At 63.7% G+C, this 15,493-nt stretch carries 13 protein-coding genes and 1 pseudogene; 12 read left to right on the top strand and 2 right to left on the bottom strand.

Going from position 1 to position 15,493, the window contains the following annotated elements; genetic code table 11:
* Window positions 1–148: 148 nt before the first annotated feature.
* From dusB to hflX, 8 genes and pseudogenes are all read left to right on the top strand, one after another.
* Window positions 149–1,177 carry a tRNA dihydrouridine synthase DusB gene (gene dusB / locus AC0V7N_RS24350; RefSeq protein WP_475450856.1) on the top strand — a complete coding sequence of 343 codons (1,029 nt, stop codon included), beginning with the start codon at window positions 149–151 and terminating at the stop codon, window positions 1,175–1,177.
* The gene (locus AC0V7N_RS24345; protein WP_475450855.1) at window positions 1,174–2,316 is read left to right on the top strand and encodes a two-component system sensor histidine kinase NtrB; all 1,143 of its coding nucleotides are present in this window, start codon (window positions 1,174–1,176) and stop codon (window positions 2,314–2,316) included. The genes dusB and AC0V7N_RS24345 overlap by 4 nt, the downstream gene beginning before the upstream one ends.
* A pseudogene (ntrC, locus tag AC0V7N_RS24340) lies at window positions 2,313–3,773 on the top strand (nitrogen regulation protein NR(I)). The gene AC0V7N_RS24345 and the pseudogene ntrC overlap by 4 nt, the downstream one beginning before the upstream one ends.
* A 151-nt stretch (window positions 3,774–3,924) precedes the next feature.
* The gene (locus tag AC0V7N_RS24335) at window positions 3,925–6,210 is read left to right on the top strand and encodes a sensor histidine kinase NtrY-like (protein ID WP_475450854.1); all 2,286 of its coding nucleotides are present in this window, start codon (window positions 3,925–3,927) and stop codon (window positions 6,208–6,210) included.
* Complete coding sequence (gene ntrX, locus AC0V7N_RS24330; protein ID WP_095091615.1) at window positions 6,200–7,561, top strand: nitrogen assimilation response regulator NtrX; 1,362 nt, start codon at window positions 6,200–6,202, stop codon at window positions 7,559–7,561. Before AC0V7N_RS24335 ends, ntrX begins: the two co-directional genes overlap by 11 nt.
* A gap of 96 nt (window positions 7,562–7,657) precedes the next feature.
* Window positions 7,658–8,521, top strand: coding sequence for a D-amino-acid transaminase (locus AC0V7N_RS24325; RefSeq protein WP_475450853.1), 864 nt, complete (start codon window positions 7,658–7,660; stop codon window positions 8,519–8,521).
* 145 nt (window positions 8,522–8,666) lie between these two features.
* Window positions 8,667–8,912, top strand: coding sequence for an RNA chaperone Hfq (gene hfq, locus AC0V7N_RS24320; protein ID WP_006202172.1), 246 nt, complete (start codon window positions 8,667–8,669; stop codon window positions 8,910–8,912).
* Window positions 8,913–10,304: a GTPase HflX gene (gene hflX / locus AC0V7N_RS24315; protein ID WP_475450852.1), complete on the top strand. Its 1,392-nt coding sequence runs from the start codon at window positions 8,913–8,915 to the stop codon at window positions 10,302–10,304. It abuts the gene before it with no gap.
* Window positions 10,305–10,359: 55 nt separating this feature from the next.
* Here hflX and mazG read toward each other — a convergent pair whose 3' ends face one another.
* Together mazG and AC0V7N_RS24305 are read right to left on the bottom strand one after the other, a co-directional pair.
* On the bottom strand, window positions 10,360–11,184 hold the full coding sequence (gene mazG / locus AC0V7N_RS24310; RefSeq protein ID WP_475450851.1) for a nucleoside triphosphate pyrophosphohydrolase: 825 nt from the start codon (window positions 11,182–11,184) through the stop codon (window positions 10,360–10,362).
* 80 nt (window positions 11,185–11,264) lie between these two features.
* On the bottom strand, window positions 11,265–12,449 hold the full coding sequence (locus AC0V7N_RS24305; RefSeq protein ID WP_475450850.1) for an amino acid aminotransferase: 1,185 nt from the start codon (window positions 12,447–12,449) through the stop codon (window positions 11,265–11,267).
* Window positions 12,450–12,628: 179 nt separating this feature from the next.
* Between AC0V7N_RS24305 and AC0V7N_RS24300 the strand changes: the two genes are divergently transcribed.
* The 4 genes from AC0V7N_RS24300 (at window position 12,629) to AC0V7N_RS24285 (ending at window position 15,370) form a co-directional block, all read left to right on the top strand.
* On the top strand, window positions 12,629–13,222 hold the full coding sequence (locus tag AC0V7N_RS24300) for a histidine phosphatase family protein (RefSeq protein WP_475450849.1): 594 nt from the start codon (window positions 12,629–12,631) through the stop codon (window positions 13,220–13,222).
* Between the two features lie 107 nt (window positions 13,223–13,329).
* Window positions 13,330–13,860, top strand: a complete 531-nt coding sequence (locus tag AC0V7N_RS24295; protein WP_475460467.1) for a sigma-70 family RNA polymerase sigma factor — start codon at window positions 13,330–13,332, stop codon at window positions 13,858–13,860.
* Window positions 13,857–14,630, top strand: a complete 774-nt coding sequence (locus tag AC0V7N_RS24290; RefSeq protein ID WP_475450848.1) for an anti-sigma factor family protein — start codon at window positions 13,857–13,859, stop codon at window positions 14,628–14,630. The genes AC0V7N_RS24295 and AC0V7N_RS24290 overlap by 4 nt, the downstream gene beginning before the upstream one ends.
* Before the next feature lie 23 nt (window positions 14,631–14,653).
* Entirely contained in the window at window positions 14,654–15,370 is a 717-nt protein-coding gene (locus AC0V7N_RS24285; protein WP_475450847.1) for a Bax inhibitor-1/YccA family protein, read from the top strand.
* Window positions 15,371–15,493 lie beyond the last annotated feature (123 nt).

Raw genomic sequence — 15,493 nt, 5'->3', positions numbered from 1 at the left:
TTGAAGGACGCGCGGCGCCTCGGTCGCGGTAAAAGCCGAAGGCCGGCATTTTCCCAATTGCGCCTTAATGTGGCGTCATTCCGCGTTGCACATTGCGGCCGATATGGCTAGAGAATGTGCAACGAATGGACATGCTTGGTTTTTATGCATGGTTAACCTGACCAAATTGGCCGCGCCTCTCGACGTCGGCGGCGTGGAAATCCGCAATCGCGTGTTCCTCGCGCCGATGTCGGGTATTACCGACGAGCCTTTCCGCAAGCGCGCCCATGCGCATGGCGCTGGCCTGGTCGTGTCCGAAATGGTGGCAAGCGGCGAACTCGCCAAGGGAAGGGCCGGCTTCGACCTGCGCATACGCCATTCCGGCCTGCCCGTCCATATGGTGCAACTCGCGGGGCGCGAGGCGGTACACATGGCTGAAGGCGCGCGCATCGCCGCCGGCGAGGGCGCCGACATCATCGACATCAACATGGGCTGTCCGGCCAAGAAGGTCACCGGCGGCTATGCCGGCTCGGCATTGATGCTGGATCTCGACCATGCGCTGTCGCTGATCGAGGCCGTGGTTGGTGCCGTCAAGGTGCCGGTGACGGTCAAGATGCGGCTCGGCTGGGACGAAGGCGCGCTCAACGCGCCAATCCTGGCGCGCCGTGCCGAGCAAGCGGGCGTCAGCATGGTGACTGTACACGGCCGCACGCGCTGCCAGTTCTATCAGGGCAAGGCCGACTGGCGCGCGATCGCTCGCATCAGGGACGCCGTTTCCATCCCGGTCGTCGCCAATGGCGATGTCTGTTCCCCGGCCGAGGCTGCCGCCATTCTCGACCAATCCGGCGCCGATGCGGTGATGGTCGGCCGCGCGCACTATGGCGCGCCCTGGATCGCAGGTGGCATCGCAGCCGCGGCGGCAGGCGAGGCGGCGACCAACGTGCCGCAGAATCCCGCGGCATTGGCCGATTACGTCGTCGCCCATTACGAGGACATGCTGGCGCTTTATGGTGTCGAGAGCGGCTTGCGCCAGGCGCGCAAGCATCTAGGCTGGTATCTCGATCGCCATGCCGTTGGCGTCGCCGGTGACGACCGCAAAGCCATCCTGACCGCGTTCGAGCCGGCCCGCGTCATTGCCTTGCTGCGCAATGTGTTCTCGCGCGATCCGCGATCCTTGAACCTGCGGAGTGCGGCATGAACGCCAACGTCACCCATGGCACAGATATGGCAGAGGCCGCCCATATCGTGCTCAACACCATCCGCCGTCCGGTGATCATGGTCGATACGGATGGGTTCATCACCTACGCCAATGCCGATGCCGAGGACTTCTTCCGCTCAAGCGCGAATATGCTCGCCCGCAACACGCTGTCCAAGCTGATCCCCTTCGGCAGCCCGCTGCTGACACTGGTCGATCAGGTGCGCGAGCGCCGGGCCCCGGTCAATGAATATCGCGTCGATGTGTCGTCGCCACGCCTCGGCATCGAGAAGGTCGTCGACCTCTATGTCGCGCCGGTGCCGGAATTCCCGGGCTCCGTCGTGGTCATGTTCCAGGAGCGGTCGATGGCCGACAAGATCGACCGGCAAATGACGCATCGCGGTGCGGCGCGTTCGGTGACCGGGCTGGCGGCGATGCTTGCCCACGAGATCAAGAACCCGCTCTCCGGCATCCGCGGCGCCGCGCAACTGCTCGAACTGTCCGCCTCCGATGAAGACCGCGCGCTGACCCGGCTGATCACCGACGAGACGGACCGCATCGTGTCTCTGGTCGATCGCATGGAGGTGTTTTCCGACGAGCGGCCGATCGATCGCTATCCCGTCAACATCCATGTGGTGCTTGACCATGTAAAGGCGATCGCCAAGAACGGTTTTGCAAAGAAAATCAGGATATTGGAGGACTATGATCCATCATTGCCTCCGGTCTTTGCCAATCGCGACCAGCTAATCCAGGTGTTCCTCAACCTGGTCAAGAACGCCGCCGAGGCGATCGGCAGCGATCCGCAGGGCGAGATCGTGCTGTCGACCGCCTTCCGGCCGGGCATTCGCGTTTCGGTGCCAGGAACGCAGGACCGCGTCTCGCTGCCGCTGGAGTTCTGCGTGCGCGACAACGGCTCCGGCGTCTCGGAGGACATCCTGCCGATCCTGTTCGATCCCTTCATCACCACCAAGCCGAACGGCTCGGGGCTGGGGCTGGCGCTCGTCGCCAAGATCGTCGGCGAGCATGGCGGCATCATCGAATGCGACTCGACCCCGCGCGGAACCACCTTCCGCATCCTGATGCCGGCCTGGAAAGAAACGCCGTTCGGCGCTGAAGAAGACGGTGAAGGAGACCGCAAATGACGGTTCGCGGCAATATTCTCGTCGCCGATGACGATGCGGCGATCCGCACGGTGCTCAATCAGGCTCTGTCGCGCGTCGGCCATGAGGTGCGCGTCACCTCCAACGCCTCGACCTTGTGGCGCTGGGTGGCAGCGGGCGAGGGCGACCTCGTCATCACCGACGTGGTGATGCCGGACGAGAACGCCTTCGACATGCTGCCGCGCATCAAGAAGGCGCGGCCCGAACTCCCCGTCATCGTCATGAGCGCCCAGAACACGTTCATGACGGCGATCCGCGCATCCGAGACCGGCGCCTATGAATATCTGCCGAAGCCGTTCGACCTGACCGAGCTGCTCAACATCGTCAACCGGGCACTGTCGGAGCCGCGCCGGCCGAAGATCGATGCGCGGCCGGAAGAACAGCCCGATGCGATGCCGCTGGTCGGCCGCTCGGCGGCCATGCAGGATATCTACCGCATGCTGGCGCGCATGATGCAGACCGACCTGACGGTGATGATCTCGGGCGAATCCGGCACCGGCAAGGAACTGGTGGCGCGCGCCCTGCATGAATATGGCCGCCGTCGCGGCGGCCCGTTCGTCGCCATCAACATGGCGGCAATCCCGCGCGACCTCATCGAATCGGAACTGTTCGGCCACGAGAAGGGCGCATTCACCGGCGCCCAGAACCGCTCCACCGGCCGTTTCGAGCAGGCCGAGGGCGGCACGCTGTTCCTCGACGAGATCGGCGACATGCCGATGGAGGCGCAGACGCGGCTGCTGCGCGTCCTGCAGCAGGGTGAATACACGACGGTCGGCGGCCGCACGCCGATCAAGACCGATGTGCGCATCGTCGCCGCCACCAACAAGGATCTGCGCACGCTGATCAACCAGGGACTGTTCCGCGAGGATCTGTTCTATCGCCTGAACGTCGTGCCGCTGAGAACTCCCGGCGCTACGCGAGCGCTCCGAGGATGTGCCCGATCTGGTGCGCCACTTCTTCAAGCTTGGCGAGATGGAAGGGCTGCAGACCAAGCGCATCTCGTCCGGCGGCATCGAACTGATGAAGCGCTATCCCTGGCCAGGCAATGTGCGCGAGCTGGAGAACCTCGTTCGCCGGCTCGCCGCGCTTTATTCGCAGGACGAGATTTCCGCTGAGATCATCGAGGCGGAGCTCAAAACCGGCGAGCGCCCCGTGGTCCCCGGCGGTGGCAACCTCATTCCCGACGACCTCTCGATCGGCCAGGCGGTGGAGCATTTCCTGCAGCGCTATTTCGCCTCGTTTGCCGGCGAATTGCCGCCCGCCGGGCTCTACCAGCGCATTCTGTCCGAAGTCGAATATCCGCTGGTCCTGGCCTCGATGACGGCAACCCGCGGCAACCAGATCAAGGCCGCGGAGTTGCTGGGGCTGAACCGCAACACGCTGCGCAAGAGATTCGCGAGCTGGGCGTCAATGTCTACAAATCATCGCGGCCAGGCTGAGCGCTGATCCGGCGTCGCCTCTTTTCAGGAGACTGAGCGTCTTTTCAGGGGACTGAGCGGCGAAAGATTGCTGCCATTGTCACACTTGTTGCATAATCGCCACAATGCGTTGCATAGATCGGATGCAATCATTGGCTCCCGAGACGGCGACATGGCTCCGCAGGCACCTGTACTCAACCAACCGCTTTTCAGCGAACCCGGCGCCCGCGACGGGCGCCGCCTGCTGGCGCTGCCCGGCGTCGTGGCAGTCGTCGGCGCGCTGGTCATGGCGGCCATTTCGTTCACCATCCTCGTCGGCGCGACACCCATCGCGCCTGACGCCAGGACGACCTGGGCGCTGATCGCGCTCAACGCCGCTTTCGTGCTTTTCCTCAGCGCGCTGGTCGGGCGCGAGGTGCATCGCATCGTCATGGCGCGCCGGCATGGCAAGGCGGCCTCGCGGCTGCATGTGCGCATCGTCGCCATGTTCGCGCTGGTTGCCGCCATTCCCGCCATTATGGTGGCGATCATCGCCTCGATCACGCTCGATATCGGCCTCGATCGCTGGTTCGAGATTCGCACCAAGACGATCGTCAATTCCTCGCTGTCGATCGCCGATGCCTATGTCCAGGAAAACGCCCGCAATCTGCAGGGCACGACGCTGTCGATGGCCTATGATCTCGATGCGTCGCGCACGCTCTATGGCCTTGATCGCACAGGCTTTCTCGACCTCCTGAACAAGGAGGCGGTGGGCCGGTCGCTGGCCCATGCGGCGCTGATCAAGCCCGACGGCTCGTTCGTCATGAGCGCCCAGACCGATGCCGATTTCTCCATGCCGGAACCGCCGGAAGGCTCGGTCAGCAGCGCCACCGACGGCAAACCGGTGCTGATCGAGCCGCGCACCCGCAACATCATGGGCGCCATCGTCAAGCTGCGCGAGATCGAGGGCCTCTACCTCTACACCATCCGCCTTGTCGATCCCGAGGTGATCAAGGCGCGGCAGATCGTCAGGTCCAACACCGACGAGTATCGCAACCTCGAAGACAACAGGCGCACCTCGCAGGTCGCTTTCGCGCTGCCTTATCTGTCGCTGACCCTGATCATCATCTTGTCGGCGATCTGGACAGGCATTGCCGTCGCCGACCGTCTCGTGCGGCCGATTCGCCAGCTCATCGGTGCCGCCGACGAGGTGGCGACCGGCAATCTCGACGTCGCGGTTCCCGTCAGGCCTTCCGACGGTGATGTCGCCTCGCTTGGCGACACCTTCAACAAGATGCTGCTGGAACTGAAATCGCAACGCAACGAGATCCTGTCCGCAAAGGACCTGATCGACGAGCGGCGGCGCTTTTCCGAAGCCGTGCTTGCCGGCGTCACCGCCGGCGTCATCGGCGTCGATCCCTACGGCATCGTCACCATCGTCAACCGTTCGGCCGAATCGATGCTGGCCATCTCCGCCAGTGCCGCGCTCGGGCAGAACCTGTCCGCCCTTCTGCCGCATGTCGGCCGCGTCTTCGAAATCGGCCGCCAGTCGGGCAAGCCTGTCTACCGCGAGCAGGTGACATTCTTCCGCGCCGGCACCGAGCGCACCTTCAACGTGCAGATCACCATCGAGGCGGGCGACGACGGTTCGGAGGAAAAATCCTACGTCGTGACGGTCGACGATATCACCGATCTGGTTCAGGCCCAGCGTTCTTCGGCCTGGGCCGATGTGGCGCGCCGCATCGCCCACGAAATCAAGAACCCGCTGACACCGATCCAGCTGTCGGCCGAGCGCATCAAGCGACGCTTCGGCAAGGTCATCACCGAGGACCGCGAGATTTTCGATCAGTGTACCGACACCATCATCCGGCAGGTCGAGGATATCGGCCGCATGGTCGACGAATTCTCGGCGTTCGCGCGGATGCCGAAGCCCGAGATGAAGGCCATCGATCTGCGCGAATCGCTGCGCGAGGCCTCATTCCTGGTCGAAGTCAGCCGCGCCGACATTGCTTTCGAACGCGTGTTCGGCAACGAGCCGCTCAAGGGCACGTTCGACAGCCGCCTGATGGCGCAGGCATTTGGCAATGTGATCAAGAACGCCGCCGAAGCGATCGACGGACTGGAACAGAAGGACGGTTCGCACGGCATAATCCGGATTCAAGCCGGGCGCCAGAATGGCGCGATTCGAATCGACGTCATCGACAATGGCAAAGGCCTGCCGCGCGAGAATCGCCAACGGCTGCTCGAGCCCTATATGACCACACGCGAGAAAGGCACCGGACTTGGTCTCGCTATCGTCAAGAAGATCGTGGAGGACCATGGTGGCAGGCTGGAACTTCATGATGCCCCTGCGGATTTCCACAACGGGCGTGGCGCGATGATCAGCATCATCCTGCCGCCCGCAGCTGCCACGCCGTTGCGCGGTGAAGCCAGGACGGAACACGAAAGAGAAACTGAAAAGGTCGGTAATGGCGTCTGATATTCTCATCGTCGATGACGAGGAAGACATCCGTGAGCTCGTCGCGGGCATCCTGAGCGATGAAGGTCACGAAACCCGTACGGCATTCGATGCCGACAGCGCGCTCGCAGCAATAGCTGATCGGGCGCCGAGGTTGATTTTCCTCGACATCTGGCTGCAGGGTTCGCGCCTGGACGGCCTGGCGCTGCTCGACGAGATCAAGACCATGCATCCCACGCTGCCGGTGGTAATGATCTCCGGCCACGGCAACATCGAGACGGCGGTCTCGGCCATCCGTCGTGGCGCCTATGATTTCATCGAGAAGCCGTTCAAGGCCGACAGGCTGATCCTCATTGCCGAGCGTGCGCTGGAAACCTCGAAATTGCGGCGCGAGGTGTCCGACCTCAAGCTGCGCAGCGGCGAAACCTTCGACCTGATCGGCATGTCGTCGGCGATGAGCCAGCTGCGCCAGACCATCGAGCGTGTCGCGCCGACCAACAGCCGCGTGATGATCATCGGCCCGTCCGGATCCGGCAAGGAACTGGCGGCGCGCGCCATCCACACGCTGTCGGCGCGCAAGGGCGCGCCGTTCGTGACGCTGAGCGCCGCCAACATCACGCCCGAGCGCATGGAGATCGAGCTGTTCGGCACCGAATCGAACGGTGTCGAGCGCAAGGTCGGTGCACTGGAAGAAGCCCATCGCGGTATCCTTTACATCGACGAAGTGGCTGACATGCCGCGCGAGACACAGAACAAGATCCTGCGTGTGCTGGTCGAGCAGCAGTTCGAGCGGGTAGGGGGTACCAAGCGGGTCAAGGTCGATGTCCGCATCATCTCCTCGACCTCGCAGAACCTGGAAGCCATGATCGCCGACGGGCGTTTCCGCGAGGATCTCTATCATCGCCTGGCGGTGGTTCCGGTGATGGTGCCGGGGCTGGCCGAGCGGCGCGAGGATATTCCCTATCTCGTCGACAACTTCATGAAGCAGATCGCCCGTCAGGCCGGCATCAAGCCGCGCCGCATTGGTGACGACGCGCTGGCCGTGCTGCAGGCGCACAATTGGCCGGGCAACGTCCGCCAGCTGCGCAACAATGTCGAGCGCCTGATGATCCTGGCACGCGGCGACGATGTCGACGCGCCGATCACCGCGGACCTGCTGCCGTCCGAGATCGGCGATGTCATGCCGCGCACGCCGAATCAGTCCGACCAGCACATCATGGCGCTGCCGTTGCGCGAGGCGCGTGAACAGTTCGAGAAGGACTATCTGATCGCCCAGATCAACCGCTTTGGCGGCAACATCTCGAAAACCGCCGAGTTCATCGGCATGGAGCGTTCTGCTTTGCACCGCAAGCTGAAGTCGCTGGGCGTCTGACGCACAGAAGTCAGCCTGCCCGTGGCCTACGCAATTGTCGGTTACGGGTGCGGCGGAATCGCATAAAAAAGCCGGGACTTTTCTGAGGGATCACCTATGCCGCGCATTGCCTATGTGAACGGGCGCTACGTCGTCCACGCGGACGCTTCCGTGCATATCGAGGACCGCGGCTATCAGTTCGCCGACGGTGTCTATGAGGTCTGCGAGGTGGCGCGGGGCTTCATCGTCGACATGCCGCGCCATCTTGCCCGGCTGAACCGCTCGCTGACCGAATTGTCGATCGCCTGGCCGGTCGCGCGCAACGTGCTGCCGCTCATCCTGCGCGAGGTGGTCAACCGCAATCAGGTCGTCAACGGTCTGGTCTATGTCCAGGTGACGCGCGGTGTCGCCAGCCGCGAGTTTGTTTTCCCGTCGGCGGACACCAAGCCGTCTTTGGTGGTGACGGCCAGGAAGGCCGATCCGGCCGCAGGCGCAAAGCGAGCCGAGACCGGTATCGCGGTCATCACCGTGCCGGAGAACCGTTGGGACCGGGTCGACATCAAGACCGTCGGACTGCTGCCCAACGTGCTGGCCAAGCAGAAGGCCAAGGAGGCCGGAGCCCAGGAGGCATGGTTCGTCGACACCGACGGCAACGTCAAGGAAGGCGGCTCGTCGAATGCCTGGATCGTCACCAGGGACGGCGTTCTGGTCACCAGGCCGGCCGAGCATGGCATCCTGCGCGGCATCACCCGCACGACCATGTTCGAGGTTGCAGCGAAGCTCGGCCTGAAGATCGAAGAGCGCGGCTTTTCCGTCGCCGAGGCCAAGGCGGCGCGCGAGGCGTTCATCAGCTCCGCGACGACAATTGCCATGCCTGTCGTGGCCATTGACGGCGATCCGGTGGCCAACGGCCATCCTGGCTCTGTGACACTTTCGTTGCGGCAGGCCTTTTTTGACATTGCGGAAAAAAGTCCAGCCTGATAACCGCACAGGTGGAATGAACATCAATATATCTCGTTCTGCTTGTCGTTACTGACGACAAGACGGTGTTTGCGCGCTTGACATGTGCCCGACAATTTGGCGCATTGGCTTGCAAACCGAAGGGGATCGGCGAAAGACAAGAACAATGGCGGAACGATCGCAAAACCTTCAGGACCTGTTCCTGAATTCAGTTCGCAAGAGCAAGAACCCGCTCACCATCTTCCTCATCAACGGCGTGAAGCTGACCGGCGTGGTCACTTCGTTCGACAATTTCTGTGTCTTGCTGCGCCGCGACGGCCACTCCCAGCTCGTCTACAAGCACGCCATTTCCACGATCATGCCGAGCCAGCCGGTTCAGATGTTCGATGGCGAGGAAAGCCAGGGCGCCTGATTGGCACGTGAGAGGGACGCGGACGCGACCGTTCGCGGAAAACCAGCGCATCATCCCGGGACGGAAGCCAAGGGCCCGACCCGGGCTGTCGTCATTGTGCCTGTGCTTACCCGCCAGCCGCGCGGCGACGACGATACAAACCGCCCGCGGCTGACTCGATCGGCTGACGCACGCCGCGACGAGGCCGTTGGCCTTGCCCGGGCCATCAATCTTGATCCGATCCATACGGCAGTGGTGACCGTCAACGACCCGCGCCCGGCGACCTTGCTCGGCAGCGGCAAGGTCGAGGAGTTCGCCGAGATCGTCAAGGAAGGGCACGCGGAACTCGTCATCGTCGACCACCCGCTGACCCCGGTGCAGCAGCGCAATCTCGAAAAGGAACTGAACGCCAAGGTGCTCGACCGCACCGGGCTGATCCTCGAGATCTTCGGCGAGCGCGCCCGCACCAAGGAAGGCACGCTGCAGGTCGAACTCGCCCATCTCAACTACCAGAAGGGCCGCCTGGTCCGCAGCTGGACCCACCTCGAGCGCCAGCGCGGCGGCGCCGGCTTCCTCGGCGGCCCCGGTGAAACCCAGATCGAATCCGATCGGCGGCAGTTGCAGGAAAAGATCATCAAGCTGAAGCACGAGCTGGAAACGGTGCGTCGCACCCGCGACCTGCACCGCGCCAAGCGCAAGAAGGTGCCGTTCCCGGTGGTGGCGATCGTCGGCTACACCAATGCCGGCAAATCGACGCTGTTCAACCGGCTGACCGGAGCAGATGTGCTGGCGCAGGACATGCTGTTCGCCACGCTCGACCCGACGCTGCGCCGCGTGCGCCTGCCGCATGGCACGCCGATCATCCTGTCGGACACGGTCGGTTTCATCTCGGACCTGCCGACGCATCTGATCGCGGCCTTTCGCGCCACTCTGGAAGAGGTGGTCGAAGCCGATCTCGTCCTCCATCTGCGCGACATCTCCGATCCCGACACGGCAGCGCAGGCCGAGGATGTCGAGCGCATCCTGGCCGACCTCGGTGTCGATGCCAGTGATACCAAGCGCGTCATCGAAGTCTGGAACAAGATCGATCTGCTGGACGAAGGCAACAGGAGCCGGTTGCTTGCCGATGCCGCCGACGGCAGCAAGGGACCGCCGATCGCCGTATCGGCGGTGACCGGCGAGGGCATCGATGCGCTGAAGACGATCATCGAGACGCGCATGGCGGGCGAGCTCGAAGATTTGACGGTGACGATCGAACCGGCACAGTTCGGCCTTGTCGACTGGCTTTATCGCAATGGCGATGTCGTTTCGCGCACCGACAATGACGACGGCAGCGCCACCATCTCGCTCAAGGCGACGCAAAGCGCCCGCGAAGAGATCGAAAGCCGATTGCGTAGGAAAAACCAGGGGTAACCCAAGGCAATTCCAGCCAAAGTCTATAGCGGTTTTCCATCCGGAATTGCCGAGGTTACTTCGCGGTTTTCGCTTCCTGCCACAGCGCTTCCATTTCGGCCAAGGTGGCATTCTCCAGCGTATTGCCGGACTTCTCCAGGGCCTGCTCGACATAGTGGAAGCGTGAGCGGAATTTCTCATTGGTGCCGCTCAACGCGGCTTCCGAATCGAGTTTTAGGTGACGGCCGAGGTTGACGACGGCGAACAGCATGTCGCCGAACTCGTCCTTGATCGACGCCGTCTCGCCCTTGGCCAGCGCCTCGCGCAATTCGCCGATCTCTTCCTCGATCTTGTCGAGGATGGGGGCCGCCTCGCTCCAGTCGAAGCCGACGCGCGCAGCCTTCTCCTGAAGTTTGAGCGCCCGTGTCAGGGCGGGCAGGGCAACGGGCACACTGTCCAGAAACCCTTTGCCGTTGTCTTCGGGGTCGAGACCGCGCGCGAGCCGAGCGCTTCGCTTCTCGGCCTTCTCCTGCGCCTTGATCTTTTCCCACATGCCCTTGGCCATGCCGGCACTGCGGGCTTTTTCGTCGCCGAAGACATGCGGGTGGCGGCGGATCATCTTTGTAGTGATGGCCTGGACCACATCCGGGAAGGCGAACTCGCCGGCTTCCTCGGCCATCTGCGCGTGATAGACGACCTGCAGCAGGAGGTCGCCCAACTCGTCACGCAGATCATCGAGATCGCCGCGTGCGATGGCATCGGCCACCTCATAGGCTTCCTCGATCGTATAGGGCGCGATGGTCGAGAAATCCTGCTCGATGTCCCACGGACAGCCGGTCTTGGGCGCGCGCAGGGCGGCCATGATCTCGATCAGGCGCGAAATGTCTTTCGATGGCGTCATGTGGCGGATGCTATCCCGCTGCCCGACGCGCGGCCAATGCTGTCAGCCGGCGAGGGCGCCTTGTCCACAGCTGAGCCGCTTCAGTCGAGTACGGAGACGATCGCCTTGGCGAGGTCGTCCATCCCATCCTCCGGCAGTCCGGCGACATTGATGCGGCTGTCGCCGACCATGTAGACGCCATGTTCGGCACGCAGCCGTTCGACCTGAGCTTCCGTGAGGCCAAGCCGCGAGAACATGCCGCGATGGCTGGCGACGAAGTCGAAGCGGTCGGAGTTGGACTGCCGGCGCAGCGCCTCGGCGAACTGGACACGGAGCCTCAGCATGCGCAGGCGCATCTCTTCCAGCTCGGCTTCCCAGTCGGCACGCAAACTAGCGTCTTCCAGCACGATGCGCACCGCCGCGGCACTATGGTCAGGCGGCATCGAATACATGGCGCGCGCCGCCGACAGCATCTGGCTCATCGCCACATCGGCCTGTGCGCCGTCCCTGGCCAGGACCATCGCCGCACCGACACGATCGCGGTAGACGGCGAAATTCTTCGAGCAGCTCGAAGCGACAACCATCTCCGGAACTTTCGCCGCCAGCAGCCGCAGGCCGAGGGCGTCGGCATCGAGGCCGTCACCAAAGCCCTGATAGGCGATGTCGACGAAAGGCAGCAGGCCGCGCTCGACGACCAGATCGGTGACGGCCTCCCACTGGGCCGCGTCGAGGTTGGCGCCGGTCGGGTTGTGGCAGCAGCCATGCAGCAGCACCACGTCGCCGCTGTTGGCCGTCCGCAACGCCGCCAGCATGTCGTCGAAACGAACGGTGCCCGAGGCCGCGTCGAAATAAGGATATTCGCGGATCTGCAGGCCGGCGGCACGCATTACCGGCATATGGTTCGGCCAGGTCGGGTCCGACAACCAGATGGTGGCGTCCGAACGCGTCCGCTTGAGCATCTCCGCCACCAGGCGCAACGCACCGGAGCCACCAGGCGCCTGTGCAGCCCGGATGCGCGTCATGTCCGCGTCCGGGCCGAAAGCGAGCTTGGCCATCACCGCGTTGAACCCGGTGTCGCCGGCCAGCCCGAGGTAGGTCTTGGTGTCCTGGCTGTTCAGCAGCCGCTTTTCGGCCTCACGCACGGCGCGCATGACCGGCGTCTTGCCGTCGCGGTCCTTGTAGACACCAACGCCGAGGTCGACTTTGTTGGGGCGCGGATCGGCGCGATAGAGGCCGATCAGGGCCAGGATCTTGTCGGCGGGAGCTGGCTGCAGGTCTTCGAACATCGTTATGGTTCCGTTGGCGCGGCGGAGTGATACGCAAATCGGACGTGATGCACCAGCGCTTTTAGTTGTGCGAAACAGAAGGCGGCGCCCAAGGGTATGGCCTTTCGATCGAAACGATAGCCGCTATTCTAATCGCAGCGTATGCGCCGCTTCGAAAGCGGCTCAGGGATGACTGCTTCATGCTGGTACGGCTGACGATGATCTGCAACGGCGCCACGGCCGCGACCCGGCAGGGTGCGTTCCCGTCGGATGAGCCGTTGGAGCCGCGATCGCTGACGCAGGCGAAGGCGATGCGCGGAACGCTGCGCCGCGCCGACCGCGTGTGGACAGCGCCAGCACTTCGCGCCCGGCAGACCGCCGAGGCGCTGGCGCTGGACGCATCGGTCGAACCGCTTCTGGCGGACCAGGATCATGGAAGCTGGGCCGGCAAGAGCTTTGAGCAGGTCCAGGCGGAACAGCCCGGGGACATTGCCGCTTGGCTCACCGACCCCGATGCAGCCCCGCATGGCGGCGAGTCGCTGGCCGAGGTTGCTCGCCGGACCTCCGACTTGATGGACCGGTTGATGGCGGAGCGTGGTCACACAATCGCCATGACCCATGCCAGCATCATCCGCACCGCGATCCTGCATGTTCTCGGCGCGCCGCTTGCCGCCTGTTGGAAGATCGATATCGAGCCGCTCAGCATCACCGATTTTCGCAGCGACGGCCGCAGGTGGGTTTTACGCGCCTGCGGTCTAACGATGCCCAAACCGCCAAAACCACTTCGCCCCTGAGAGCCAGGCTGGGCAGGGTACTGGCAAACGCGACCCTTCGGCGAACCCGCCAAAGAAAAAATGACATGGCTCGGGATTAAAATCCCCACATGCTCCGTAAACAGGGCATGAAACGGTCGATGCCACGCTTTGACATCATAGGACAGCTCGGGTCGCTGCGGCGCTACGCGCAGTCGCTGACGCGCGACAGTGCGGACGCCGAGGATCTCGTGCATGACGCGCTGGTGCGCGCCTATGAGCGGCGCGGCACCTTCCGCTCCGGCGGAAACCTGCGGGCCTGGTTGCTGTCGATCGTTCACAACGCGTTTGTCGACCGCATGCGCTCGCGCCGCTCGGAAGCGGCGCGCATCGAACAGACCGGATACCTCGCCGATGCCAGCACACCGGCGCCGCAGGAGCATTCGGTGCGCCTGGCGCAGGTGCGGGACGCCTTTTTCAACCTGCCGGAAGAACAGCGCTCGGCACTGCATCTGGTCGCCATCGAAGGGCTTTCCTACAGCCAAGCCGCCAATGCCACCGGCGTGCCGCTGGGTACGCTGATGTCGCGCATCGGCAGGGCTCGCGCCGCCTTGCGCCAGATGGAGGACGCCCCGGCACTCGGCAGGAATCATTTGAGAATCGTGGGAGGTGAGCAATGACCGCTCTTGTCGACCCCGTGACCGACACCGACCTCGACGCCTATGTCGACGACCAGATGGATGTCACCCGCCGCATCGAGGTCGAGGCGTTCTTGTCGACGCGGCCGGAGGCCGCCGCGCGCGTGATGTTGGATCTGCGGACCCGCGACGAACTGCGCGTGGCGCTTGCCGGTTCCAAGGGCATGGCGCGGCCGGCGACCGCTGACGCGGCGCGGCGGCTGGAGAGGGGGCTTGTCCGCGGCCGTATCTTCGGTGTTTTGCAGCGCGCCGCGGCCGTTGCCGCCTTCATCGCCGCCGGCTGGCTGGCGAACGGCATCATCGGGCCGATGTCGGTGACCAAGGTCGTCGCTTCGCCGCAGCCGCCCGCCTATGTCGACGAAGCGGTGCGGGCACACAGGACGACGCTGGTGCGCGAAACCATGCCCTCGCAGCCGGAAGCGCCGAACTACAATGCCGGTGAGATCCGCGCCGCGACCGCGATCGTCATGCCGTCGCTGCCCAAGGACTGGAAGGTGCGCGACGTGCAGATCTATCCGTCGCGCTTCGGCCCGAGTGTCGAGGTGGCCGTCGACACCAAGGATATGGGGCTGGTGTCGCTGTTTGCGATCCGGCCGGGAACCTTCGACGTGGTCAAGCCGACCGTCGCGCCCTCGGGCGACATTTCCTCGGCCTATTTCCAGATCGGCGAGGTCGCCTATGCGGTGGTCGCGAAGAGCGGGGTCCATGACCTCGACCGCGCCGCCGAGACGCTCGCCAGAACGCTCTACTGACCGATCCACAAAGGAGACTTCAAATGAACACGCCCAATCTGGGTTATCGCGTCGGCACCGGCGCCCAAACCGGAGCCGTCTTCGACGAGGGTCTGCGCCAGCATATGCTGCGCGTCTACAACTATATGGGCCTAGGCCTCGTGGTCACCGGCCTGGTCGCCTTCATGGTGTCGTCGACGCCCGCACTTTACGTGCCGATCTTCTCCAGCCCGCTGAAATATGTGGTGATGCTGGCGCCGCTCGCCTTCGTCCTGCTGTTCTCGTTCAAGATGCAGACCATGTCGGCGGCAAGCGCCCAAGCGATGTTCTGGGCCTTCTGCGCGGTGATGGGCCTGTCGCTTGCCTCCGTGTTCCTGGTCTTCACCGGAACCAGCATCGCGCGCACCTTCTTCATCGCCGCCACCATGTTCGGCGCCACCAGCCTCTACGGCTACACGACCAAGCGTGACCTGACGCAATTCTCGTCGTTCCTGATCATGGGCCTGATCGGCGTGGTGATCGCCAGCATCGTCAACATCTTCCTCGGTTCGACCGCGCTGCAGTTCGCCATTTCGGTGATCGGCATTGCCGTCTTCATCGGCCTGACCGCCTGGGACACGCAGACGATCAAGGAACAGTATGCCGAGAATTTCGATGCGGAATCGCGTCAGAAGCTGGCCGTCTTCGGCGCCTTCTCGCTCTATCTGAACTTCATCAACATCTTCCAGCTGTTGCTGAATTTCACCGGCGAGCGCGAATAACGACTGTCCGCTGTGGGCAAGGGCGAGCATATCGCCCTTGATGCGGAGAGGTGGCCGGAGGAGAGACTCCGGCCACAATTCATTCGGGCAACGCTCGTCCACACCTTGAGTCCCCAAGAGCTT

Source organism: Mesorhizobium kamtschaticum, assembly GCF_056174585.1.
The sequence above is the reverse complement of the archived record's forward strand: the minus strand, read 5'-3'. Positions and strand labels throughout refer to the sequence as shown.

What these genes read in the sequence shown, in the direction of transcription:
- AC0V7N_RS24325 (WP_475450853.1), top strand. Translation starts at nt 7,658, where the DNA reads ATGCCGCGCATTGCCTATGTGAACGGGCGCTACGTCGTCCACGCGGAC.
- AC0V7N_RS24345 (WP_475450855.1), top strand. Translation starts at nt 1,174, where the DNA reads ATGAACGCCAACGTCACCCATGGCACAGATATGGCAGAGGCCGCCCAT.
- AC0V7N_RS24285 (WP_475450847.1), top strand. Translation starts at nt 14,654, where the DNA reads ATGAACACGCCCAATCTGGGTTATCGCGTCGGCACCGGCGCCCAAACC.
- hfq (WP_006202172.1), top strand. Translation starts at nt 8,667, where the DNA reads ATGGCGGAACGATCGCAAAACCTTCAGGACCTGTTCCTGAATTCAGTT.
- dusB (WP_475450856.1), top strand. Translation starts at nt 149, where the DNA reads ATGGTTAACCTGACCAAATTGGCCGCGCCTCTCGACGTCGGCGGCGTG.
- AC0V7N_RS24335 (WP_475450854.1), top strand. Translation starts at nt 3,925, where the DNA reads ATGGCTCCGCAGGCACCTGTACTCAACCAACCGCTTTTCAGCGAACCC.
- AC0V7N_RS24300 (WP_475450849.1), top strand. Translation starts at nt 12,629, where the DNA reads ATGCTGGTACGGCTGACGATGATCTGCAACGGCGCCACGGCCGCGACC.
- AC0V7N_RS24305 (WP_475450850.1), bottom strand. Translation starts at nt 12,449, where the DNA reads ATGTTCGAAGACCTGCAGCCAGCTCCCGCCGACAAGATCCTGGCCCTG.
- ntrX (WP_095091615.1), top strand. Translation starts at nt 6,200, where the DNA reads ATGGCGTCTGATATTCTCATCGTCGATGACGAGGAAGACATCCGTGAG.
- AC0V7N_RS24295 (WP_475460467.1), top strand. Translation starts at nt 13,330, where the DNA reads ATGAAACGGTCGATGCCACGCTTTGACATCATAGGACAGCTCGGGTCG.
- mazG (WP_475450851.1), bottom strand. Translation starts at nt 11,184, where the DNA reads ATGACGCCATCGAAAGACATTTCGCGCCTGATCGAGATCATGGCCGCC.
- AC0V7N_RS24290 (WP_475450848.1), top strand. Translation starts at nt 13,857, where the DNA reads ATGACCGCTCTTGTCGACCCCGTGACCGACACCGACCTCGACGCCTAT.